Here is a 23,182-nt window from a genome sequence, read left to right as displayed (position 1 = left end):
CAGATATCCGGTTATCTATACCTTTCTTGCTACAATCAGCCTCTCGGGTAAATCCGACAAATTAATACTTTCTACAATACTTAAGCCCGCACCGGTTATTTCTTTCTCAATTTCATCAATACTAAAGTAATAAGTTTCCGGCATAATACGGACAAATCGCAAAAGTTTCACCAATAGAATCGAAAAAGAGTTCGTATTGCCAAAACAGGGTACGGTGACAATCAACGTACCTTTCGGCTCCAGTAGCTTATAAAACCGTTGAAATAAAGCTTTTCTGTTTTCTATATATTGCAAAACGTTAAAGGTGGTGACGATCTGAAAGGAATCGTTATGGAACATGTCGTCCAATGTCGTTATTTTAATGAAAGAGGCATTATCTATATTTTGATTTTTCAGGTTTAGTTGTGCCCGTCTCAACATGCCTCCGGATATATCCACCCCACATACTTTATTCGCATTTCGTGCTATCCGGAGAGTAATTGTTCCTGTACCACATCCGAAATCAAGCACAGTATCATCAGGCTTGATAAGTATTCCGAATTTACTGCTTATGCATTTGACCAAGACAGAGTTAGCAGCACTCTCTGCTTTGCTCCAGCCGGATACCCTGTCCCAGAACTTATATGATCTATTCTTCTCCATGTTATTCTGCTCTTTTCATTCCATAGCGCAAGTTCAACGATATCTCACATCACCAGCTCCCTGAACAACCGCCCGAAAGTCTCCTCCAAGTCATCCGAAAATCCCCTGTTGGAACGCGATGTCTGTATAGACGTACTCCGCACCGCCGTTAACCAGCGATAACGCTCGGTTATATCCAGCGAGGCCACATAGCCCCCGTCTTTGGCGGCAGAGCATATCTTATCGAATGCTTTCAGGTTTTCGTGTATAGAGTCCGTATCCAGTTCCGATGTAAACAGGCGGAGTTTATCCTCATCTATATAATAGCGGGCTTTCAGGAATTTTTCCCGTTTACAGTACATAACAATACCCACATTTATAAATTCTTCCCGTTCCACCCTCGGCACAACACGGATGACGGCGTATTCATATAAGTGCTTCCCTTGCATGCTGTGCTTCTTTTAAAAATATTGCGGAATTCTTTATTCTCTCATTCAGGAAATCGTTATACACCTGCCGTATATCTTGCGGAGACTCCCCGCTCCCACCCCAATGCAGCCAGTCGCCGGGCAACATGTTTACTATTCCGGCCACCTTCTCCGGTGTCAGTATCTTCTTAAACTCGGCATCCGCCTCGTCCAGACGTCCGGCATAGGGCAATAATACATGATCCTTAGCCTGTGGGAAAGAGCTTAAAGCATACTTCTCCCATCCCGTCCACGAATGATGAAAATAGAGCGATGCGCCGTGGTCTATCAGCCATAGTTCCTTGTGCCACATCAGCATATTGGTGTTGCGGGCGGTGCGGTCAACATTCATAAGCAATGCATCCATCCATAATATCCGTGAAGCGGTGGTCTCGTCTATCTGCGTCACTACGGGGTCGAATGTCAATGCTCCGGAAAGGAAATGCAAACCCATATTCAAGCCCTGACTGCCTTTCAGCAGGTCTTGTATTTCCTCATCACCTTCGCTACGTCCGAAAGCTTCATCCAGATAGATAAAAACCATCTCGGGCACGCGGAAGCCCAGTGTCTGAGCGACAAGCCCGCCGATAAGTTCGCTCACCAGCATCTTTGTGCCATGCCCCGAACCACGGAATTTGACTACATACTTGAATCCGTCGTCTGCCTCGGCCAAAGCCGGCAATGAACCTCCTTCGCGCAAGGGGGTGATATATCGTGTAACGTTTACTGTGCGAAGTTCCATTTTATATTAATAAGTTACTGAATAATAGCCTAAAAAATATATTTTCTCAAATAACTCAATGCAAATTTATGTATTTTATTCCTAATCAACAACATATAAATTTTTCCTTTTTCAATTGATGATAACCATAAAAAAACTCCTCCTACAGATATATATCCATAGGAGGAGGTATAGAACCAGAGTTAATTTATTTCACCGGAATGCATAGCTCCACTATCCAGGGAGCATCAGCATCCTGAGTATCGCCCACACAACTAACATACAGTTCGTAATGATCTCCCGTTCCATAATCATACCCTTTTTCGTTAAATGCAGCATATGCTTTCTGCCATGCTTCACCATATTCCGGCATGGTTACCTCCACCTGCATTACAAAATACTTTCCACCATTTATGGTGTAGTGCTGCATGCCTTCGCCGGGTTCAATTCCTGAAATGTTTTCGAGACAAGCCTGCGAACGTAATTTATCGACAGGTGTGTGCTTAGGGTCGTCATGATAAACGCCTGCCATCTTCGGACAAGCAGCCCAAAGCTTGTTTGCTTCTGCCCATGCGGCAAGTTTTTCAAATGCTCCGCAAATACCCGAATACTCACCGATGTGTGAAACCGCAATTGTTTTCATCGGTTCCAGATTCTTAATCTCAGTACTGTTAATTTTCATAAATCTGAATTTTTAATAATTTGTTTTATAATATCTTTCACTTCAGCAGGGCTGACCACGGTTGTTGTATCGGCATTTGCCAGCGCCCATCTTGCTAAAGGTTCGAAAGAATAAGCCATATAAGTTTGTTCTATTTTCCCGTTTTCAAGTTCCTTTTCCTCCGTCAGTCCCATATAATAGCATCTGTCGGCACTGTACCGCGACACTTCTTTGCTTGTATGTATGATTACCTCTTTGAGGCATCCGGGACTGTCCTCCCCGGCGAGTGATTCCAGCGGAGGATGTATTTTCGTATGTTTGTCGGCTGTTATTTTTATATTATCAATGCGGTCGAGCCTGAATATCCGGTATTTTTCCCGCAGGTGGCACCAGGCCGCGAGGTACCAGTTGGGATGTGTATAAGTTATACCTACCGCTTCCAGAGCCCTCTTGCTCTTATTCTCGTCAACATTGGTATAATCGATCTCTACAATCAGCTTATCGTTTATACTGCTCAGTATTGTTTGCAGGAGGTTAGGTAAACTTTCCCGTGTCTTTTTGCTCTTATATACCGCTATCGTATCCCCCATATCGTGGAGGTATTGCTTATCTACCGCCCGCAGCGCTGCACGAATTTTATCCATTCCCTGCCGGAAATAGTTGCTGTTCTGGGCATCGGTAAGCTGTTCGATAATCTTTTCGGCAGTAAGAAAAGCCATCGCCTCCTCTTTGGAGAACATCAGGGAAGGCAACCTGTATCCTTCCACCAGCGAGTAACCGATCCCTGAATTACCGCATATAGGCACTCCCGCTTCCGATAAGGTGTGCATGTCGCGATAAATGGTGCGCAGGCTTACCTCAAAGCGTTCCGCCATCTCGGAAGCCCTGACAACCGGCCGGGACTGGAGCTGCACCAACAATGCCGATATGCGGTCTAACCTATTCATCGGATATTCATTAGATTATTTCAGTAACTGTTTAAACCCGGACCTATGAGGAAAAACTTCACGGCACATCTCTTTTTGAGTCGTTTTATCCATTTCGCGTTCTCTCTGTTTATCGACAATCCGGTATGTGTCCGTACCGATTTAAGCAGTTACCGGGATTAATTAATTTTCATCAAACATTATAGCCCAAAGCACACCAAAACGGTCAACGACTTCAGCATAACGTTTTGCAAAGAAAGCTTCACCGAGCTCGCATTGAATCTTTTGCGCTCCTTCGGTCAGTTTAGCATAAACTTCTCCGGCATGAGCTATAGAATCACAATCGAGTGTCAGCATATGCCCCCTGTCCCCGAAATTGCGTTTATCGTACGGCAAGGTATCGGCAACGCTCATAGAGCCTCCGGGGAAAATGATACAGCAATGTAAAATCATTTGCGCACATTCTTCAGGGATTATCATTTCCGGACTGGAAGGCATAGAGTCGTAACGGTAAAGGTTTTCGATTTTTCCACCCAGCACACCGGCATAAAAATTGGCGGCTTCTTCGGCCTCGCCATTGAAAATAAGATAAGATGTAAGTCTCATAAATAATATGTTTTTTGTTGAACTTTATTACAAAGATATAATACTGATTTGACAACAGTATGTCAACAACTTTTTCAAAATCCAAAAAGATGTTTTTTTACCAGAAGCCACGCACACGCTGTTATTTCCGCTATTATGTAGTTATCCAGGCGGAACGAAGTGTTGCATAAAACAATCCAGCGTTAAGACCCGGCTACTGATTCGTTTAATTACATTAAATTAAAAAAAAAATCGTGACGACATCTATGTTTAAGGCGGGAAAGATCCGGTCTTGGATTTTCTCCCATTCATTTATTTCTGTACTTTTGTTCTCTGTCAGCTATTATTTTTAACAGTTTCATATAAACAGCATCTATTACTTAACTGTTATAAAACATAAGTGGAAAAAATGTAAAGCTTACGGACCGGATCTTCACGTCTTTTACCACGGGAAGAAATCACTAATAATAAAAACACGCACACGACTATGGAAATTGTGAAAAAGTTCAGGACAGTATTCTTCTATATCCTCATTATCGGAGGATTCTCTGCGCTCGTTTACTTGATCATCACCGCCGGCAAAGGCCTCGAGGCAGGACGCCACGTTATGGAAAACGTCGCTTCGGGAAGTTCATTTCAGGAATTCTTGGATTCATTTGTCTACAATATACAACATCCCGCGGGCATACTGTTGCTGCAAATAACGATCATCATCATCTTCGCCCGTGTATTCGGCTGGTTGTTCAACAAGATCGGACAACCGTCGGTCGTAGGTGAAATAATCGCGGGAATCGTGCTCGGCCCCTCTCTGCTGGGGCTGTATCTGCCGGAAGTTTCGGAATTTATCTTTCCTATAAAATCGCTTGGCAACCTACAGGTTCTAAGCCAGATAGGGTTGGTACTGTTTATGTTTGTGGTGGGGATGGAACTCAACCTGAAAGTGTTAAAAAATAAAGCTCACGAAGCCGTTGTTATCAGTCACGCCAGTATTATAATTCCTTTTGCGGCAGGTATCGGCCTCGCTTATTTCATATATTCGGCATTCACTCCCGACGGTATCTCATTTATGTCATTCGGCCTGTTTCTCGGTATTTCAATGAGTATAACCGCGTTTCCCGTGCTGGCACGCATCATTCAGGAACGGGGAATACACAAGACCAAACTGGGTGCGATTGCCATCACCTGCGCCGCTGCCGACGATATCACCGCCTGGTGCCTGCTGGCCGCGGTAATCGCCATTGTGAAGGCGGGCTCGTTTGTCAGTTCCGTCTATACCATCCTGCTGGCTGTGGCCTATGTGGCATTTATGATAAAAGTGGTACGCCCCTTCCTCAAAAAGAGGGCTGAATCGTTCAAGGCAGGAGACGGCTTCAGCAGGTCGGCTATCGCCATATTTTTCCTCGTTTTGCTCAGTTCGGCCTTTATTACCGAAATAATAGGTATCCACGCCTTGTTCGGAGCCTTTATGGCAGGTGTCATCATGCCGAGTAACCCCCGGTTCAGAAGCTCGTTTATAGATAAGATAGAAGATGTGGCGCTGGTGCTGCTGCTTCCGTTGTTCTTCGTTATCACGGGATTGCGTACCGAAATAGGACTGCTCAACGACTCTTATCTCTGGATAGTAACAGGCGTTATAATCTTTGTAGCTGTATTCGGTAAATTCGTAGGTAGCGCGATAGCTGCCAAGTATGTGGGACAAAGCTGGAAAGACAGCCTTACCATAGGCACATTGATGAATACGCGCGGACTGATGGAGCTGGTGGTACTCAATATAGGTTACGACCTAGGCGTGCTCAATGCCGAAATATTCGCTATGATGGTGATTATGGCATTGGTTACCACATTTATGACCGGCCCTGTTCTTAATATTATCGGGAAAGTGTTTAAGTAATTAAAAATGAATAATGAATAATGAATAATGGCGCAAGCCACTCGTATTCTTCATTCTTCATTTTTAATTCTTCATTTTTCTAATACAAATCTTCGAGCAGATTTGCCACAAATGTTGCGTTATATTCTCCCGATATAGCGCCTTCGATACAGTTTTGGCGGATTATACCCAATATATGTGATGCCGCGTCTCGCATCTGTTCATCCTTGCCGTACCGTACAAAGGTGGATTCACTGATGCCGCAGTACACGCACATGCCCGCAAGTGTAAAAGGTCTTAGTACGGGTATTTCTATAAACTCGCCCTTCTTGTCGCCCGAGCGCATCAGTTCTTTTTTTATCCACGGATTTTGTTCACACCAGGCAAAGTATTCGAATGCCTTGGACAGTAGCGTGTCGGGATCGGTATATATCTGTTGTTTACTTCTTTTTTGTCGTGTCATAATAAAGGATATTAAGTGATAAGTGAAAAATTATGAGTTATGTGGTGACTGCGTATTTTTTATTCTCCGTTTTTCATTTTTAATTTTTAGTTTTTCTTCACTTTCCGGTTCCTGACTGTCGAGCCAGTTCCTCAGTTCACGGGCTTTACGTATCAGGCAGCTGGCGCACGACTGAGGCGCCTCATTTCTATTAAATACCCTATTCGCAAGGCTATAGATCTTTGCCATTGAGTAACGATGGGTTTTGTCAATTTCAGCCAAAAGCTGTTCTACTTCCGATTTTAGGTTCGTTCCATTCATTTTGTGATCTTTTTATTGTCAATAAATTTTGTAATAAAAAACAGCGCGAACGATATTACTATGCCTATAAATACAAGGCATGCGCACCCCGATATAACTCCTGATAATAAGGATAATAACCATGAAACATGAAAAGTAAGGCAAGGACGGCAATTAAAAGGTTTACGGTCAAACCTCTTATATGTTTCGGGCAGGCGGATAGAAAGGACTTCGCCCCAGTAAAGGGCGGTAACCGCGGTCAATGTAAGGGTCACGCTTATCATTATTGCATCCATAGCTGTTTTTACAGTATAGATAAATGAGTTTGAAAAAAATGCAGATTAGTATACGAGTTATGAGTTAAGAGAATCAGTAGTTGGATTTTAATGTCGAATTATTTTCAGCTACACTTCGTTCGACCTCACCCCCGCCCTCTCCCTTTGGAGCAGGGCTGTTAAGTTCTCTACTTCGTTCTGTTTTTTCTGCTGTCATCCTGAGTGGAACGAAGGATCTCGACCCTGAGAAACGAGATGTTTCACTCCGTTCAACATGACACAGAGGGTATAAAAAATTAGAACTTAACAGCCCTGCCCTTTGGAGAGGGAGCCCCCGCTGGCACGGACTTCCAGTCCGTGTCTTGTTGACAGTATGAAATGTTTGCTACGCAACACACAGACGGGACGTCTGCGCGAGCGGCGGTACCCCGCCTGCGGGACGAGGCCGGAATCGCGATGCGACGACAGGACAGAGGCTCTTCAAGCTCTGGCCATATATGCATCAGCCGACTCGTAACTTGTAACTGCCCGCAAGGCGTAGTAACCTGTAACTAAAAACAGAACATTAAAATCCAACTACTGAGAATTAATAAAGAATGGCACAAGCCATCCGTATTTTTTAATTCTTAATTCCTGATTCTTAATTCTTAATTCCTTACCTTTATACCTGTTAACTTTTAATTAGAACAGCCCATGAAAAAAGTATTATTCAGTTTATTTCTCATTTTGTTTATAATCCCCGGGATGAATAGTCAGACAAGTCCACAGAGGCCCGACATCAAATGGTTCGAAGACGCCCGTTTCGGTATGTTCGTCCACTTCGGCCCATACAGCGTGCTGGGAGCCGGAGAATGGGTGATGAACACCCGTCCGGTAAAAGGAAAAGATTATATGCGCCTGCAAACGCTCTTCAATCCGCAGGCCTTCGATGCCAAAGAATGGGTAAGAATAGCCAAAGACGCGGGAATGAAATATATCACATTCACCTCGCGCCATCATGACGGTTTCAGCAACTGGGACACGAAACAGTCGGACTGGAATATAATGAATACACCTTACGGCAAAGACCTGATAAAGCAATTGTCGGACGAGTGCAAGAGGCAGGATATGAAACTGGTGCTTTACTATTCCCTGCTCGACTGGATGCGTACCGATTACCAGTACGAGACCGGACGCACGGGAAAAGCAGCGGGACGTACCGGAAAAAGCGACTGGCTGTCGTATATCAGCTTTATGAAAGCCCAGCTGACCGAATTACTGACCAATTACGAAATTGCGGGTATATGGTTCGACGGGCACTGGGATCAGACCGAAGATGAAAACCGAACCGACCATACCACGCATGTAGACTGGCACTATCCCGAGATATACGAACTTATCCACACACTGCGTCCCGGATGCCTTGTAGCCAACAACCACCATCTGCCGCCATTTGCAGGAGAAGACTATCAAATCTTTGAACGTGATGTGCCGGGTGAAAACAAATCGGGATACAGCGGGCAGGAAGTCTCACGCCTGCCACTCGAAACCTGTGAAACAATAAACGGTGCATGGGGATTCAACATTACCGACGATAAATTCAAATCCACCAAGGATCTGCTCCATCTGCTCATACGCACTGCCGGAACCGGGGCAAACCTCCTGCTGAACGTAGGGCCTATGCCAAACGGACAGATACAGCCCGAATGTGTAGAACGCCTGCAGGAGATGGGTAAATGGATGGACAGCTACGGATATACGATATACGGCACGCAGCAGGGCTTTGTGAAACCGCAGGCATGGGGCGCCGTAACCAAGAATGGCAAAACATACTATATTCATATCCTGGATAAAGATACAAAATCCATAACCCTCAACATACCGGATATCAAATCTGCAAAATGGGTTAATCTTCAGGCACAGCCCGAATGGAAGAAAGACAAAAAGACGGGGGATGTCACTTTTACTTTGACCGGAGAATTGGATGAGACGGATTCTATTATAGAAGTAATACTAAAATAAAAAGTTACGGAAACAATAGATTAAGAGAAATTTTAATCACGAAAAGCCTTTTCAGATAACAGAATCCTTAAAATATCTAATAATAATGTTAAATTTCAAAATCCCGTGAACATAATGCACCCGTTTGCAGTTATAACGGCGTGTAGTTTTGTAAAGTTTGTGTTAAGGTTTAGGAAAGTCTGCGATGGGATGTTGCGGACTTTTTTTTATTTTTCGGGGCAACCCCGCAAACTTTAATTCAAAGACCGGAAATGTTCCGGGACACCGGCCATTTGTTGCTGATATAGTCTATCGCTTTATCTTTATATTCAGGATTTTCTTTGATGGATATAAGTAAATGATAAGATTTATTGTCGTATTTGTCATGCTGAGGAACGAAGCATCTCATGCCTCTTTTTAGGGTCGGGCCCCTTCCCTACGGTCAGGATGACATGCGACAGTAAATATTTTAGACTACTTAATTTTCATTTTCTATATTTTTAAATAAAATTATCAGATGACAAAAAAAGTTCAATATTAGACTAAATACTTTTTCCCCTTTATTTATTAATAATAAAATCAGCAGTTGAGTTTTAATGTTGGATTATTTTCACTACACTTCGTTCGACCTCACCCTTTGGAGCAGGGCTGTTAAGTTCTCTACTTTGTCCTGTTTTTTCTGCTGTCATCCTGAGTGGAACGAAGGATCTCGACCCTGAGAAACGAGATGTTTCACTCCGTTCAACATGACACAGAGGGTATAAAAAATTAGAACTTAACAGCCCTGCCCTTTGGAGAGGGAGCCCCCGCTGGCACGGACTTCCAGTCCGTGTCTTGTTGACAGTATGAAATGTTTGCTACGCAACACACAGACGGGACGTCTGCGCGAGCGGCGGTACCCCGCCTGCGGGACGAGGCCGGAATCGCGATGCGACGACAGGACAGAGGCTCTTCAAACTCTGGCCATATATGCATCAGCCGACTCGTAACTTGTAACTGCCCGAAGGGCGTAGTAACCTGTAACTAAAAATAGAACAATTTTATACTGAAACAATAAAAGCATATCCCCTATATCACCCTCCGGCAACCATATCCGTCAACCACTTATTTATATTCATTCTAAATATAATTCAACAATGAATTATACAGGTTCAATATTTTGCAATTAAATAAAATTAGTCTAAATTTGAACTATAATTAATAATTGAAGTACGCTTCAAATATAATACATTTTAATGAAAATAAAATTCAATTATCTATACAATGAGAAATAATTAAGAATGAGGAATGAAGGACGCGTAAGCGGTTAACAACTTATTCCTTATAATCCATAACTTATAACCAATTAACATGGGCGCATTAAAAATTGACTGCTACTGCAACGAACAGCAAATGGAAAAAATCATAAGGCACATTACCTGTCATCTGAACGAATCGGACAGGACAGACATAGCCGGCTTCGACACTCTGATAGGCGATGTGCGTATATGTGTGGAGTTCGAAACCTATATGGATACCGTACTGCTGAAAACATCGGAAGTCCTCGACCGCGACTGGGATTTGCTCGATGAAGATTCCGCCGTGCTCGCTTCACGCCTCAAACCAGTACTGGAGGAATATAACCGCAGTCACCGCGAAGCCTTTGCTCAGGCGCATCATGTAATCAGCGACAGGATGTTTTAATGAATGTACCAATGTTATAATATGCCAATGTGCCAATATTTTAAGCTAATAGCTGTTAGCTAATGGCCAATAGCTTTTTTGATTGGCACATCGGCACATTAAATAATTAGCATATTAAATAAAAATGGCATCTTATATCGAACTTATAAACAGCGCCTGGGAATTGAGAGAACAGGGAATTATTTCAGTCCACGAGCACGATTTATACAACTATCTGCTGCACAGGTGCAACAGGCTCAACTGGAAAAATCCTTTTAATCAATCCACGGAGATTATATGCGCCGTTCTCGGTATCAACCGGAATGCGCTGACCAATCGCAGAAACAGGCTGAAGCAGGCAGGACTCATCAGATTCAAGGAAGGCGCTGCTAAAATGAAACCCGCCGAATACACCATTACCCGTATCGAAAAAGATACGCGATACAATACACATGGTATTACACATCCCGATACACTATCCTATACGCTCGCCGATACCTATACTAAAGACAAGACTATACAAGAAAAGACCAAAGAAAAAGGGACGGCGAAGCCTGTTGTGGTGTTTAGAAAACCATTATTGGAAGAAATCGCGGACTATTGCCGCGAACGGAAAAACACGGTAGACGCGCAGGAATTTTTCGACTTCTACGAATCGAAAGGATGGATGATAGGCCGCAACAGGATGAAAGACTGGCAGGCAGCCGTCAGAAATTGGGAGAAGAAATTTACAGGAAAGAATCACAATGCGGCATCGCATGATAATACCAGACCCTATGAAGAATTTTAGAGACATCACCGACCTGATGAAACGACAACAGATGCCCCTACCCTCTCAGAAGGTAGAGATACAGATACCCGCCGCCGAAAAGATTTTGCGGGAAGCCCTGTCCTATTTTCTCCAGGCCGAAGGACGCGAAATGCAGTGGCTGCCCGAATACGAAAAAGTGGCCGGATGGCTTGCCGGAAACCGTGGTAAAGGCTTGTTCCTTTACGGTAACTGCGGACGGGGAAAGAGCCTGCTGTGCCGTTATGTGCTGCCGGCCATCATGCTCGGATACTGCCGGCGGGTGGTATCGGTATTCGATACGCATCAGATGAACAGCAATATAGACCTCGTTTTGTCGAAACACATCATCAGCATCGACGATATCGGCACCGAAGATGTGAGCAACGTATATGGCAACAAGCGCATGGCTTTTGCCGAAGTGATGGACGCCGCCGAAAAACACGGCAAACTGCTCATCATATCTTCCAACCTTCCGGGCGAAGATATACGCAAACGCTATGGCGACCGTGTACTGGACAGGATAAAATCGACCACAACGCGGGTATTGTTTGAGGGGGAAAGCCTTAGACAGTGAACAGTAAATAATCCATAACTTATAACTTATAATTCATAACTAATATAAACATGAAATTAGGAAACAGCAACGGCAACAACACAGGTAAGAAATACTTTATCCGCGGACGCGACGACCGGAACGAACCACAGCCCGCACACCGCAGGAAAGCGGACGAGTTTAACACATGGTTTGCAAAAAACCACGAGCAACTGGCCAACTTCCTGACAGGTAAATACGCCTACGACGAGGATGTATTCTATACCACTTACATGCGCATCAGCGAGAAAATCCTCTTTTCGGGGATGGTGATAAAAGACTACCATGCGTACTTCTACCGCTCTTATTTTACCAATTATATACAGGACAGCGAAAAGGAAAGCCGCTATATACCTATACCCGTCCATCATCATCTGGAAGCGCATCACGCTAACCCCTATGAGCACGAGCGTATGCAGACACAGCTGGAGGATGACATTTTCAATTATGTGTACCGCCGCTACGACCTCCGCGAATTTGAGCTTTTCAAGATGTATATCACCCTCAAACCTGCGGTCAATTACCACACACTGGCCGCGATAACCCATGTGCAGGTGCATAATATACAACGTATAGTATCCAGGATACTTACCGATATACGAAGCAATAAGATGCTGGTGGACAGGTATCGGGAGGTGCGGTGATAATTCCGGCCCGTACAGAAAAAGACAGGGACTGCCGTTTTCTTTAATGCGGTCAACCCCTGTCTGCTTTAGGCTCTTATTGTTTTCTGCTTTCTTACCGTGGCGTATTATATCCGTCAAACTGGGCTGTTTTTATAGCCCATGCCATCATATTGACAAAGAAATAAGAATTGTAGATATTCGTATTATTAGTGCCGGAACCAAAAGTTCCGGTTGTAGGGCTGAAATCACTATTATAATATAACGGACAAATAGTATTGCTGTTTACTTCCCCTGATGTCGTTCCTCTCGACCAGAATCCGCCGTCACCGAGCCATACGAGGTGATTCCCTTTAAATTTACATATGGTAATCGTAGTGTTTCCGGTAGTGTTACCGTTATAGTTACCGTTCGAATATATATCTACCATACCGAACGGTACTCCGTTGACACCTACGGTAGTGGAAGCATCTTCACCCCATTTTTGCTCACGTATATCACCGAAAGGCCCGTTTAGGATGTCATCGTTCGTCATATAATTAAGTGTGTAAATGGAACCGGCAGGCCCGCGGCTTACTGCGCTTACTGTGCCGGCAGGAAGATTAAGAGTCCTGTTAAACAAACGTTCTACCGCGCTGCCCGATTCTATTGCTGCGATCACCACCCCTTTTTTTGCCATGTAATTGATGAGTACGTCAACCGCATCGTTGGAAGGCCCGTAGCTATACCCTATAACGATAATATCGGGCTTGTGCGTACTTATCAGGTTTTGGAGCGTGCTTGCGGACGGGTCATTCCCTCCGTCTACAAATTCATAACCTTCAATTTTTACTGTACTGGCCGCATCTGTGCCAAAGTTGGCGGGAGCCATAAGCATTTTACGTCCTCCCAGCCCGTATATGTTTGTCATCGAGGCCCAGGACCCACTCCAGTAGCCGAGACCGTAGCCGTAATAATCAGCTCCGCCTGCACCTTTTATCCCAAGTATTTTCTTCTTTGTATAGGCAACCGTAACGTTGGCATAACATGTAGCTACACTGATGACACTGTTTGAGGTTATGGTCATTCTCTTAGTTTCCACCGAAGTTGGTATTCCGGTTCCTCGCAGTATGATCTGTTTCTCACCTGCAGCCTTGTCGGCAGCGGTGATCATCACCGGATTGGAAGCAAAACTTATACCCTCTACTTCGTTTGTTTCCAGATAAACAATTGAACCTTCTACGAAAAGATCACCCGGGTCCATCGTAATCCATACTGAAATGTAATTGTCCGCAGGATTCAGTTCCCGGTTCAGGACATACACCCCATGTATCGTTGTCCTGCTGCAATCCATCGTATAGTTCGGCTTTTTCGAGTAATCTTCTACTTCTATCTTCTTCGTACATGCCGTACCGTCCTGCAATGTCAAAGGTTTGCCGTTCATCGTAACAGCCAGTCCGTCACCCGGATTTCCGGTAGGGGTGTACCAAAAAGGAGTTCCGGCGCCCGGAATGGTCACGGTATATGTGCCCTTCTCCATAAATATACCGTTCGCCGTGAAGAAGTAGCCATTTGTCTCGTTATTCAGGGCAGCCGCATATTCGGGGACGACAGTAATAGCATATGCCCCGGGCTTGGTTATCTCCAGCTTTATAGTTATAAAGTTGGAGGCGTCCAAAGCCACATCATCGCCCGGAGCCGCCGGATAGGCATCGGGCGATTTATAGTGCCCGAATATTTTGAAATCGTCACAGGAGACGATATGGCCGATAGCGTTTCCCATCTTGTGTTCGAAACAGTTCCACTGTTCACCGTCCCACTGGTTTAGCCCCGCACAAAGTTCCCTGTCATCGTCTTCTACCAGGTTGTAGACGATAAGCCCGGTATGGGTCTTGTCCAATGCCAATTTATTGGTGGCATAACCGGAGTTGGGTCCGGAAGCAGGATTGTCGGGATCAGCTAAGAACATCGGGTAAAGTTCTTTTTTCTCCGAAAGAGTTACACGTGGCAGAGCCAGTCCTTTACGGGCATTAAACGTACTGTCCGGTACATTATCCTTGTCTTTTAATTGCAGTAAGGCTCCTGAAAGCGGCTCTTCGTTTGTCCCTATCGTTACCTGTGCAGGCAGAGTCATATTTATACTTAATATCGCTACCAGCAATATTAGTATTTTAAATGATACTCCACATCGATGTTTTTGTTTAAAGTTTGTTTGTTTCATGTAGTTTAACATTTTAGTTCAAAAAATAAATTCCTTGTCATTGTCTTTAATACTATGTCGTTTATATTTTCTGTCAGAGTCTTCGTCCTGTAAAAAGCTTCAATACCCCATAGTCCTGCCCGATACTTTCTCAAGCGGCAGCCAAGAGCAAGGAAGAGAAGACAAATTTTATTTAAGACAATAATAATCTCCCTTTCTATGAGGTGTTGAAACTTTTGTTGATAATAAACGCATATGTTAGTTAGAAAAAAAGGGCGGAAAAATAAAACTGTACGTCTATATGTAAAGAAGCGGACTTTGAGCTTGTTTTTATGTCCGGAAAATAATATATCGTGCGTGCGCGCACCCACAGGAATAACAATGTGGTTGATACAGGCATATACATCCCTGACACTCCTCAAGATAAGGAATGTGAAAGTAAGAATAATGAAAAATAATGGTGACGCCTTAGATACGGCTTCTCTCTCTCTCTCTCTCTCTCTCTCTCTCTCTCTCTCTCTCTCTCTCTCTCTCTCTCTCTCTCTCTCTCTCTCTCTCTCTCTCTCTCTCTAGCAAAATAAAGCTAACCTCCAAATTTTCAGCAGAAAAAATGAAGCTTCTTTTTGCAAAGAAATCAGAAAAAAGCAGTCTTAACCACATGCCGTATATACTATTGTCTTTATCTAAAATTTATCCAAAACAAATAACACAGTCCAAAATTAACAATTTTTTTTCACATAAGAGATAAATTATTAAGCTAATTTCATTTTTAGGCAGACGGACCAATATTCTACACTCTTCATTTTAACATATAAAAAACGGACAACGGGACATACTGTATTGCTCCGGCTCCATACCCGTATGCTCTCTAAAAACCCGCTGAAAACAGCTCAGATCGGAAACTGACAGCTTTTCCTCCTTTAATAAACGGGCAGCTCCCTTCATCCTGAATACCTGAGAGCCTGCAGGCATTTCAGCGGAAGATGTATCGGAACAACCTTTTAATCAGTCCTGGCAAAGGAAGGGCATTAATCCTCAAAAAACATCATTTTTTTATTCCTCCCTAAAATATTTTTCATTCCCGGCCGTCTCCATTAATAGAGAGCTCTTTATAAAAAAATAGATTGTAAAATATAAAAAACAAATAAAATTATGACAACAAGAGGTTTTGGAATGGGATTTTTCGGAAGAAATCCTTTCGACAACGATGCAAGAAAAAAATTCAAGGAAGAATGGGCTAAAATGACCGATAGCGAAAAGCTGGAGTTTATGAATAAGCGTATGGAATGCCTCGACAGGCATGAAGACCACTTCTCGGTGGAAGCCATAGATGCCCGCTGCGAAAAATGGATGAGCATGTCGGATGAAGAAAAACAGGCATTTGCCGACGAAAAGAAAAAAGCTTTCGAAAGCAGAATGCACGGGATGCACGGAGGTTTCGGTTTCGGACATTAAAAGCGAAAAGAATAACAAAAAAAGCCTGACTCAATCAAGAGTCAGGCTTTTTTTAATGCCTGGTATATTATCATGCTGTAACGCTTCTGTGTTCTCTGTGCAATGCCTGCAATTCAGTGGACATCACTTCCAGTTCTTCCAGCAATACGTCCATATCTTCGCGGGAGATATTCCGGTACGAATCTTCAAAACGTTTTCTTGCCATATGAATTTCATTAATCAGTTCTTCGTAGCGGTTCATGGTCGTATTTTTTAACGTTATTAATTTAGTTTTTATAGTTGAAATACACAAAAATCACTCATATTGCTATACAAAGATAGCAATAACTGCTATCTGTACATTACAATTAAGCAGTTTTTTGAATATGTTTTTTAACATGTTTTCGATAAAACATTATCAAACAGATAATTATACAAGAAGATAATAAAAACCGACTACCCCGGGTAATGCTTCTTTTTCATAGCCGCGTGAAGTAAGCTAAAAATAACCTTGCCTCTTTTCTGTGCGAACCCGGAAGACAGGCTTATTTTGTAAATATGAGGAACAATAAAGCATCTTCTTTGTTTTTATAATAAAAAGTTAATATTTTTAGGAAGAAGAAACAGAACGGATAAGGAAACCGTTCCTATCCGAACCGGATAAGCGCGTATTGACAATAAATACAAAAATAATAGTTTATGGCAAAAGTAACTACGGCTCTCTTAGTTATCAGTATTCTTATATTAAATTCATGCAGACAAAAAAGTGTTGACCCCGAAGCGGCAAATCCTCCATTACAAGACACGGTGGCCGCAGAGGATAAAAAAGAGACAAAAAAAACGGATACAGTCATCATTGAAAAAGAATTTCTCTACGACAAGTACACACTGGAAGATACTTATCCCTACAAAGACACCACAAGGCAATTTCAGTGGGAGAAAATCAGGGCAGGACTTAAAACAATAGACTCCATGCAGATAGAACATTCGTCTTGGGGCATTCTGCAAAACTACAGGAACAACAACGGGGAGGCCCCTCTGGTGAAGGAGTACCACCGCAATGTATATAAACGTATATCCGACAATTACGAAGTGGAACGATACCAGTCCGTACCGCTGTACTCCGTACAGGATACAGTTGTGCCCGAGCGTTACGGCAGAGACGGCGCCCTGGTGAAACTGATAAAGGAAACGGACAGCACAAAGTTTGAAAAAGTAGAAACCATATACTTCCCCGGCGAATGGCTTGTTCCGCGTAAGTATGTAAAAAAAATAGCTGATAGCGTTGTCTTCAGCAATGCCATATTTGTAGACCGCGTCAATGAAAATATTGTTACCCTGCAAAAAAATGGCGGCAAATGGTTTGTAAGGAGCATGAATCCCGTCACCACAGGCTTGCACAAGCCTCCGCACCAGCAGGAGACCCCGCTTGGTATGTTCGTGATACAGGAGAAGAAATATAAAATGATCTTCCTTGTCGACGGCACTACGGAAACCGGTGGCTTTGCGCCCTACGCCAGCCGTTTTACCAATGGCGGATACCTGCATGGCGTACCGGTGAATGCTCCCCGCAAAGATTTTATAGAATACAGCGCTTCTCTGGGAACTACGCCGCGGTCGCATATGTGTGTGCGCAATGCTACATCTCACGCCAGGTTTATTTACGACACATTTCCCGTGGAGGGCACAGTCGTATTTGTGATAGAATAAAAATATGGATTCACATAAATGTCTTATCTTTACCCTGAAAACAAATACCGATCATGAGCCAGTTATCAGAAGTATATAAGACATATTCCACTACCGCCCTGATGCGGATCATAGAAAACCCCGGCGATTACCGTCCCGAAGCGGTGAAGACTGCGCAGGACGAACTCCGGACACGCAATCTCACCCCCGCCGATATAGATAAGGCACGGGCAGAGCTGGAAGCCGAGCAGCAGGAACTTGCCGCCAAAAAGGAACGGCGAGATGAAATAAAAAATACACTGAAGGAAAAAGGTTCTGGCATTATGGACTATATAAATCCCATACAGGACGACGCTGACGACACCCGCAAATCGCCCCGGCTGATAAACACCATTGCCATTATATTCATGGCAATCGCCCTGTTGCAGATCGTCACCCAGTTCGATCTCATCACCGGGCTCTTTCAGGACACAAGATGGGATTTCAGCGTAGTCATATTCCTGTTCCCTGTCATCGTTACGCCACTGGCTGCCATACTCTTCTGGATGAAAAAGACCGCAGGATGGATATTATTGTCTATCTATCTCAGCTTTGCGCTGATGGGGCTGCTATGGATGTTCTTTATTTCCTACGATCCTACATTCCTTATCGGCAGTTTATTTTTCAGCGGTACGCTGTGGACCATCAGTCAGGAAAGGATCAGGAGTGTGTTTAAGATTTCCACCGATACGATGTATATCTCTATCATAGCCTCCATTCTTATTGTGGGAGCCATATTGGGCGCGTACTTTTTTATTTTATGATTATTTAACACAAAAAGATGCTTTTTCGAATTTACTTTTTCATGATTCTTTAGTCATAGTAAACAGTATGTATAACTAAATTTATGAATATTATGAAAAAGTTAGTATTGTTCCTTACAATTGTATTATTTACTACAAGTGGCGTATTCGCCCAACAAAGACAACGTGCCACACCCGAAGAAAGAGCTAAAAGACAAACCGAAACACTGGTAAAGGAACTCGGGCTCAATGATGACCAGCAAAAAAAAGTATATGAAATAAACCTGAAATTTGCCCAGCCGCTGGCTGACCAGAGCAAAGAGACCGACAGGGAAAAGATAAGGGCTCAATTCCAGAAGATTCAGGAAGAGCGTACCGCCGCTATTAAAGCCGTACTGACCGAAGATCAACAAAAGAAATTTGATGAGCATCAGAAAAAAATGCAGGACAATCGCAGGCGAAGGAACTAACGACATAAAATGTAATATGGAAAAAGGGCTGAATTCTAAATTTCAGCCTTTTTTTATATCACGGCCGATACTTTGCATGAGGTTCCTGTATTTCGCCCTAAGCCGCCCCTACCAAAACCGGTATTCGTTATACTTATCTATTATCTTCTGGTTTTCGAGGAATTTAGGCGCTTTGCCAAACCGTTTGATTACCGAGAACTGGATCGCGCCCGCATCGAATGCCATCTTCGAAGGGGCTGTATAGAGAATATACACCCGGTTGTTGACCACCGATGCCCCTACCGACCATGTATCGTGGTTATATCCCATCGAGAAGCGGGGAAACACGGAAGGATATACCTTCACCTTGTTCTTTCTTCCGTCTATATTTTCAAAACCTACATTTGCCGCCACCGAAAGCGAGAGGGATACATATATCCGCTTATTGGCCACCCAGGTATAAGCATAGCCGCCGTTTACACCGACCTGATAATTCTTCAGCTTGTGTCCGCCATCAAACACAAGCGAACTGTCGGCACGGGCTTCGTTGAAATATACAGCTCCGCCGAGCAGGAAACTACCTGCCGATTTTAATTGTTTCTCGCTCTGGTTGAAAGCCGCCGGATACGAAAACCTGTTGCCATTGAAGACATATTGTCCGTAGACACCGTATTGTTTCAACTTTATATCGGGATGCAACTCATATTTTTCATTTTCGGGCTCGGTGTATAAGCCTTTATAGTTCTGGAAAAATATATCGTAGACAAACTTCCGTCCGTAATGGTGATACTGGAAATCGAACGAACGGGTCTTGCCCCGCTTCTTATCGCGCATAAAGTCGAAGCCATAGGCGCCACTCAGCGAGACATTCTTGTATGAAAAGCCAAAACCGATACCGAAAGGGGCATTGGAACGGTAAGAAGTCTCATCGTGGTTGTCGCCCTGCTGATGAGATAGTACCGTAAACTTATCCATGAAATAGCTACGTACCGAAAGGGGCTGCTCAAAGAAACCGATATAAGTGCTATCGGTCTGTGAAAATCCGTATTGGGACACGAGTACCCCAAATATCAACAGAGTTATATACCTGGCTCCTGATAAGCGGTTTCGTTTTTTGATTAATGCCGGCATTTTAAATACTTGCTCTCTTTATTTTATTAAGGAAACGGATTTAGCGCAAAAATAGTATAAAGGCGTTAACCCCAATCAAAAAGAAAGGAATAATTTGGATTGTGACCGGATTTTACCGGAATATTTCACAAAATTTATCTGTTTTCGAGTCCCAGCCTGTATTTTTTATCCATATACATGAAAAACATATACAGGCGGTATTCCACATCCAGCCCATATTCGTTCTGAGGATTGTAATCTATTTTCGCTTCATAGATTTGCGGGCTGTATTGCATGGGATTGTCACAGCGGTAATTCCATTCATTGACAAGGAAAATGTTCTTTGTTTTCAACACCCATTCCGTATAGAATTCCTTTGGCCGCTGGGTAACCAGAAAAGTCTCGTAACCGGGCTCCATAACGATGGCCTCGTATATAGGTTTCAGTTTTATACTTATAGTCAGAGGCTTGTCTGCAGGATGCATGTCCCCGCCTTTAAGGATGCTGATGGATTCGATGGTGGAAGGGTCTATCCTGAGCAACGAATCCCTTGTTATCAGATTATCATCGAGCAGGTAGATGTTGTCTTCGCGCTCCTCTATGATGGCAGAATAGCGCGATACCGGAACCGGCTCGCCAAAGATTAGGGTATCCGTTCCCAGAGCGACATCACAGGACGGACTGTCCACTGTCACATTTTTTGTTTTGAAGCCTGTAAACGAAAAACTGAGCGTATCACCCATCGCCGCACGTATTGCATAATTTCCATCGCTACCGGAAACAGCATTTACCTGACGTGAGATATTTGATATTATAACAGCCGGTAAAACTTTTCCGTCTTCCGCAGAAGTTATCTGCCCCCTCACCGTCGTCACTTGCGGATAAACCGCTTGCAAAGCAAACAACATCAACAACATAGGTATAATACTTCGTTTATTCATAATGCCGGGATTTTAGTAATAAGGAGTTGAAATACTTTTGTAAATATACGAAAATGTCCTTTCGTTTTCCGCATAATTAATTTCAACATTTTATGAAGCTGTTTAGATCATTTTATCGGCCTGTTTCAAAACAGCTTTTTTCCGCTTTGCCCTGTTTCCCCGTTAAACAGGAAAAGGTTAAATTCTCATTTCCTCCGGCCGAACAACCCTCCCGGTATTTTGTTCTATTGATTATAACTTATATACCCAATCAATTAAAAACAAAATATTATGAGAGTAAATATCAGTGAATTGGAACCGAAAGCATACCGCGCTATGCTGATGCTGGAAAGTTTCCTGAATGCTTCGGATCTGAATCCTATCCACAAAGAGCTTATCAAGATCAGGGCTTCTCAAATAAACGGATGCGCTTTTTGCCTGAACATGCATACCAAAGATGCCCGCAAACTGGGAGAGACAGAGCAGCGCATATATATGCTCAATGCATGGCGCGAAGCCTATGAGCTGTACTCGGAAGAAGAAAAAGTGATACTGGCCATGACCGAAGAAATAACCCTGATAAATAAAGGAGGACTGTCGGACGAAACATATAACAAGGCCATTTCCCTTTTCTCCGGAAACGTAGTGGCACAGCTGATAATGGCTATTGTGACCATCAATGCGTGGAACAGGATAGGTATATCTACAGAGTTGCGCCCCGAATATTAAGCAACCTCCGGAATAACCAACGTTTTATATAACAGGAATAGCCCGGCTATTGCCGCGCCTTTGCCTTATACCGCAAAAAATCCCGCAGGATCTTTCAGGTATAAGGCTTTATGACCTTACATTAATACCTGGAAATTATACTATCATTTATAATAATACTCATATATTACGCAGACAATAATTGGTATAAAAAACTGAGATATATCAGGTAAATAATTTTCATGAGTTACCAAAAATACTATCTTTGTGACGAAGATCGAAGACACGCCTGCGCAAGCGGGAAATAATAGAAAAATTAACTTACGCATACGTAATGCGAATATTTTTGAAAATACTACTGCTCAGGATTCTAAGAATACTGGGGCTTAAAAAGACGGACCGGGACTCTGTTATAAAAGAATATTTAGAAAAGGAAAAATAATTTCCGAAAGCGTCAAATTCTTTATTAAATTTGTCGCAAAAATATTTTATGGAAATTTTAGAAACTTTTCTTTTGCCCAGCGCGTGGATAGCTCTGCTTACGCTGGCGTTTCTCGAAATAGTATTGGGGATAGACAATATCGTATTTTTGTCTATCATGTCGTCCAAACTACCGCAAAAAGAGCAGCCTAAAGCCCGCACCACGGGCTTATTGCTGGCTATGCTTTTTCGTATCCTCCTGCTATTTTGCATATCGTGGCTGATGAAACTGACCAAACCGATATTTTCGTTCGACACGGTATGGTTCGACGGCTCTGTCTCCGGCCAGAGTATTATAATCGGAGTAGGCGGGCTTTTCCTCCTGTATAAGAGTGTTACCGAGATCCATCACAAACTGGAAGGTGAAAGCGACGCCGTTCATGGAAAGTCCAGGAGCGGATTTGCCGGCGTCATCATCCAGATTGTGGCTCTAGATATTGTTTTTTCATTCGATAGCGTCCTCACCGCGGTCGGATTGGTCAGCTTCAGCGAATTCGGATATGTCGGAGCCATGACCATTATGGTTACAGCGGTTGTGATTGCGGTTATGATCATGCTATTGTTTTCAGGCCCCGTAAGCAAGTTTGTAAACGAACACCCTACCATACAGATGCTCGGCCTTTCATTTCTTATTCTTATCGGTGTGATGCTACTGGTAGAGGCAGCCCATCTGTCCCGGATATCCATATTCGGCACCACAGTAGGGGAAATTCCGAAGGGATATATATATTTCGCCATCGCGTTCTCTTTACTGGTCGAATTCCTGAATATGAAGCTGAGAAAGAAGTCTGTACCTGTAAAACTGAAAGACTCGGAACTGATAGGGGAAGATAAGAAATAAACGTTGGTTCATTACAAAGAGCAATCGTATCCGGTGTATGTTAATTACACTATAATTTGTTAAACAAAAAGGGAT

Annotated in this window: 27 protein-coding genes; 12 read left to right on the top strand and 15 right to left on the bottom strand. The window is 43.3% G+C overall.

All coding sequences use genetic code 11. The features are described from left to right. Positions 1-15 precede the first annotated feature (15 nt). The 6 genes from ACFO6W_RS00945 to ACFO6W_RS00920 form a co-directional block, all read right to left on the bottom strand. Complete coding sequence (locus ACFO6W_RS00945; RefSeq protein WP_379993432.1) at positions 16-642, bottom strand: class I SAM-dependent methyltransferase; 627 nt, start codon at positions 640-642, stop codon at positions 16-18. Positions 643-686: 44 nt separating this feature from the next. Beyond that, entirely contained in the window at positions 687-1,070 is a 384-nt protein-coding gene (locus ACFO6W_RS00940; RefSeq protein ID WP_379993431.1) for a DUF3037 domain-containing protein, read from the bottom strand. Beyond that, positions 1,048-1,830, bottom strand: a complete 783-nt coding sequence (locus ACFO6W_RS00935) for a HipA family kinase (protein ID WP_379993430.1) — start codon at positions 1,828-1,830, stop codon at positions 1,048-1,050. Before ACFO6W_RS00935 ends, ACFO6W_RS00940 begins: the two co-directional genes overlap by 23 nt. A gap of 187 nt (positions 1,831-2,017) precedes the next feature. Beyond that, positions 2,018-2,491, bottom strand: coding sequence for an AraC family transcriptional regulator (locus ACFO6W_RS00930; protein ID WP_379993429.1), 474 nt, complete (start codon positions 2,489-2,491; stop codon positions 2,018-2,020). Beyond that, the gene (locus ACFO6W_RS00925) at positions 2,488-3,417 is read right to left on the bottom strand and encodes a helix-turn-helix transcriptional regulator (RefSeq protein ID WP_379993428.1); all 930 of its coding nucleotides are present in this window, start codon (positions 3,415-3,417) and stop codon (positions 2,488-2,490) included. Before ACFO6W_RS00925 ends, ACFO6W_RS00930 begins: the two co-directional genes overlap by 4 nt. Before the next feature lie 162 nt (positions 3,418-3,579). Further along, positions 3,580-4,002: a VOC family protein gene (locus tag ACFO6W_RS00920; protein WP_379993427.1), complete on the bottom strand. Its 423-nt coding sequence runs from the start codon at positions 4,000-4,002 to the stop codon at positions 3,580-3,582. Positions 4,003-4,468: 466 nt separating this feature from the next. Here ACFO6W_RS00920 and ACFO6W_RS00915 point away from each other — a divergent pair, with 466 nt between their 5' ends. Then, positions 4,469-5,872 (top strand): cation:proton antiporter domain-containing protein, encoded by a 1,404-nt coding sequence (locus ACFO6W_RS00915; protein WP_379993426.1) that lies wholly within the window; start codon positions 4,469-4,471, stop codon positions 5,870-5,872. A gap of 79 nt (positions 5,873-5,951) precedes the next feature. Here the strand turns inward: ACFO6W_RS00915 and ACFO6W_RS00910 are convergent, their stop codons facing one another. The 3 genes from ACFO6W_RS00910 to ACFO6W_RS00900 are packed head-to-tail and all read right to left on the bottom strand — an operon-like array spanning position 5,952 to position 6,889. Then, on the bottom strand, positions 5,952-6,314 hold the full coding sequence (locus ACFO6W_RS00910; protein ID WP_379993425.1) for a terminase small subunit: 363 nt from the start codon (positions 6,312-6,314) through the stop codon (positions 5,952-5,954). Positions 6,315-6,344: 30 nt separating this feature from the next. Further along, positions 6,345-6,614, bottom strand: a complete 270-nt coding sequence (locus ACFO6W_RS00905) for a hypothetical protein (protein ID WP_379993424.1) — start codon at positions 6,612-6,614, stop codon at positions 6,345-6,347. After that, positions 6,611-6,889 carry a hypothetical protein gene (locus tag ACFO6W_RS00900; RefSeq protein WP_379993423.1) on the bottom strand — a complete coding sequence of 93 codons (279 nt, stop codon included), beginning with the start codon at positions 6,887-6,889 and terminating at the stop codon, positions 6,611-6,613. Before ACFO6W_RS00900 ends, ACFO6W_RS00905 begins: the two co-directional genes overlap by 4 nt. A 672-nt stretch (positions 6,890-7,561) precedes the next feature. On the opposite strand from ACFO6W_RS00900, the gene ACFO6W_RS00895 reads away from it, so the two are divergent. Next, entirely contained in the window at positions 7,562-8,869 is a 1,308-nt protein-coding gene (locus tag ACFO6W_RS00895; protein ID WP_379993422.1) for an alpha-L-fucosidase, read from the top strand. A gap of 238 nt (positions 8,870-9,107) precedes the next feature. Here ACFO6W_RS00895 and ACFO6W_RS00890 read toward each other — a convergent pair whose 3' ends face one another. Then, the gene (locus ACFO6W_RS00890) at positions 9,108-9,257 is read right to left on the bottom strand and encodes a hypothetical protein (protein ID WP_379993421.1); all 150 of its coding nucleotides are present in this window, start codon (positions 9,255-9,257) and stop codon (positions 9,108-9,110) included. 983 nt (positions 9,258-10,240) lie between these two features. Between ACFO6W_RS00890 and ACFO6W_RS00885 the strand changes: the two genes are divergently transcribed. The 4 genes from ACFO6W_RS00885 to ACFO6W_RS00870 all read left to right on the top strand — a co-directional run bounded on the left by ACFO6W_RS00885 (position 10,241) and on the right by ACFO6W_RS00870 (position 12,536). Beyond that, positions 10,241-10,531, top strand: a complete 291-nt coding sequence (locus ACFO6W_RS00885; RefSeq protein WP_379993420.1) for a hypothetical protein — start codon at positions 10,241-10,243, stop codon at positions 10,529-10,531. Positions 10,532-10,655: 124 nt separating this feature from the next. Continuing rightward, complete coding sequence (locus ACFO6W_RS00880) at positions 10,656-11,300, top strand: hypothetical protein (protein ID WP_379993419.1); 645 nt, start codon at positions 10,656-10,658, stop codon at positions 11,298-11,300. Then, positions 11,287-11,874: a P-loop NTPase family protein gene (locus tag ACFO6W_RS00875; protein WP_379993418.1), complete on the top strand. Its 588-nt coding sequence runs from the start codon at positions 11,287-11,289 to the stop codon at positions 11,872-11,874. Before ACFO6W_RS00880 ends, ACFO6W_RS00875 begins: the two co-directional genes overlap by 14 nt. A gap of 50 nt (positions 11,875-11,924) precedes the next feature. Continuing rightward, positions 11,925-12,536: a hypothetical protein gene (locus tag ACFO6W_RS00870; RefSeq protein ID WP_379993417.1), complete on the top strand. Its 612-nt coding sequence runs from the start codon at positions 11,925-11,927 to the stop codon at positions 12,534-12,536. A 94-nt stretch (positions 12,537-12,630) separates the two neighbouring features. Here the strand turns inward: ACFO6W_RS00870 and ACFO6W_RS00865 are convergent, their stop codons facing one another. Continuing rightward, positions 12,631-14,715, bottom strand: a complete 2,085-nt coding sequence (locus tag ACFO6W_RS00865; RefSeq protein WP_379993416.1) for a hypothetical protein — start codon at positions 14,713-14,715, stop codon at positions 12,631-12,633. 447 nt (positions 14,716-15,162) lie between these two features. Then, a complete protein-coding gene (locus ACFO6W_RS00860; protein WP_379993415.1) occupies positions 15,163-15,354 on the bottom strand; it encodes a hypothetical protein in 192 nt (63 codons plus the stop codon). A gap of 492 nt (positions 15,355-15,846) precedes the next feature. Here ACFO6W_RS00860 and ACFO6W_RS00855 point away from each other — a divergent pair, with 492 nt between their 5' ends. Further along, entirely contained in the window at positions 15,847-16,149 is a 303-nt protein-coding gene (locus ACFO6W_RS00855; RefSeq protein WP_379993414.1) for a hypothetical protein, read from the top strand. Positions 16,150-16,219: 70 nt separating this feature from the next. Here the strand turns inward: ACFO6W_RS00855 and ACFO6W_RS00850 are convergent, their stop codons facing one another. After that, entirely contained in the window at positions 16,220-16,390 is a 171-nt protein-coding gene (locus tag ACFO6W_RS00850; protein ID WP_379993413.1) for a hypothetical protein, read from the bottom strand. Between the two features lie 437 nt (positions 16,391-16,827). Between ACFO6W_RS00850 and ACFO6W_RS00845 the strand changes: the two genes are divergently transcribed. The 3 genes from ACFO6W_RS00845 (at position 16,828) to ACFO6W_RS00835 (ending at position 19,069) form a co-directional block, all read left to right on the top strand. Continuing rightward, complete coding sequence (locus tag ACFO6W_RS00845; protein ID WP_379993412.1) at positions 16,828-17,838, top strand: L,D-transpeptidase; 1,011 nt, start codon at positions 16,828-16,830, stop codon at positions 17,836-17,838. 53 nt (positions 17,839-17,891) lie between these two features. Further along, positions 17,892-18,620: a hypothetical protein gene (locus ACFO6W_RS00840; RefSeq protein WP_379993411.1), complete on the top strand. Its 729-nt coding sequence runs from the start codon at positions 17,892-17,894 to the stop codon at positions 18,618-18,620. 92 nt (positions 18,621-18,712) lie between these two features. Continuing rightward, the gene (locus ACFO6W_RS00835) at positions 18,713-19,069 is read left to right on the top strand and encodes a DUF4890 domain-containing protein (protein WP_379993410.1); all 357 of its coding nucleotides are present in this window, start codon (positions 18,713-18,715) and stop codon (positions 19,067-19,069) included. A gap of 108 nt (positions 19,070-19,177) precedes the next feature. Here the strand turns inward: ACFO6W_RS00835 and ACFO6W_RS00830 are convergent, their stop codons facing one another. Together ACFO6W_RS00830 and ACFO6W_RS00825 are read right to left on the bottom strand one after the other, a co-directional pair. Continuing rightward, on the bottom strand, positions 19,178-20,179 hold the full coding sequence (locus ACFO6W_RS00830) for a DUF4421 family protein (protein WP_379993409.1): 1,002 nt from the start codon (positions 20,177-20,179) through the stop codon (positions 19,178-19,180). A gap of 134 nt (positions 20,180-20,313) precedes the next feature. Further along, positions 20,314-21,099 carry a DUF6146 family protein gene (locus ACFO6W_RS00825; protein ID WP_379993408.1) on the bottom strand — a complete coding sequence of 262 codons (786 nt, stop codon included), beginning with the start codon at positions 21,097-21,099 and terminating at the stop codon, positions 20,314-20,316. 270 nt (positions 21,100-21,369) lie between these two features. On the opposite strand from ACFO6W_RS00825, the gene ACFO6W_RS00820 reads away from it, so the two are divergent. Next, positions 21,370-21,807, top strand: coding sequence for a carboxymuconolactone decarboxylase family protein (locus ACFO6W_RS00820; RefSeq protein ID WP_379993407.1), 438 nt, complete (start codon positions 21,370-21,372; stop codon positions 21,805-21,807). Between the two features lie 469 nt (positions 21,808-22,276). After that, on the top strand, positions 22,277-23,107 hold the full coding sequence (locus ACFO6W_RS00815) for a TerC family protein (protein ID WP_379993406.1): 831 nt from the start codon (positions 22,277-22,279) through the stop codon (positions 23,105-23,107). The last annotated feature ends 75 nt before the right edge of the window (positions 23,108-23,182 follow it).

The sequence above is a fragment of the Dysgonomonas termitidis genome (assembly GCF_042654545.1).
GTDB classification, from domain to species: domain Bacteria; phylum Bacteroidota; class Bacteroidia; order Bacteroidales; family Dysgonomonadaceae; genus Dysgonomonas; species Dysgonomonas termitidis.
Note: the sequence above shows the minus strand (reverse complement) of the source record. Positions and strands in the feature narration are given on the sequence as shown.